We start from the raw sequence: 427 nt of genomic DNA, 5'->3' as shown, positions 1-427 counted from the left end.
GCCAGCCTTGGCCAGGCCGCGCCGCGTGCCAGCACCCGTGACCTGCGCAGCAGCCTCGATGCCCTGCTGGAAGACTGGCGCCCGCTGGTGCAGGCCGGCAACGACGACGAAGACATCCGCCGCGCCGCGCCCGAGCAGTTTGCCGAAGAGCTGGAAGACGTGCGCTGGGGCCAGTTCTCGCTGGAAACCTCGCGCTGGCTGCTGGCCCGCGCCTGGACCGTGGAGCGCAAAGGCCGTGGCGAACGCCAGGGCAAGGCGCAGCTGGCCAGCTGGCTGGCTCACCTGCTGGGGGAGGAAGGCCGTGCGTTGAAGCTGCCGCTGTACACCCAGCGCCCGGAAGACCTGGCCGAGCAGCTGCCACGTATCGAGCAACTGCTGGGCTGGCTGCACCACGCCCGCCAGGTGCTGGAAGCGCCGCAGATGGACC

At 71.0% G+C, this 427-nt stretch carries 1 protein-coding gene; it reads left to right on the top strand.

Translation table 11 applies throughout. The features are described from left to right. Positions 1–427, top strand: a 427-nt coding sequence (locus EOE48_RS28920) for a hypothetical protein (RefSeq protein ID WP_210249628.1), incomplete at both ends; no start/stop codon positions are given.

Source organism: Methylobacterium oryzihabitans (assembly GCF_004004555.2).
In the GTDB taxonomy this organism is placed as follows: Bacteria; Pseudomonadota; Alphaproteobacteria; order Rhizobiales; family Beijerinckiaceae; genus Methylobacterium; species Methylobacterium oryzihabitans.
Note: the sequence above shows the minus strand (reverse complement) of the source record. Positions and strands in the feature narration are given on the sequence as shown.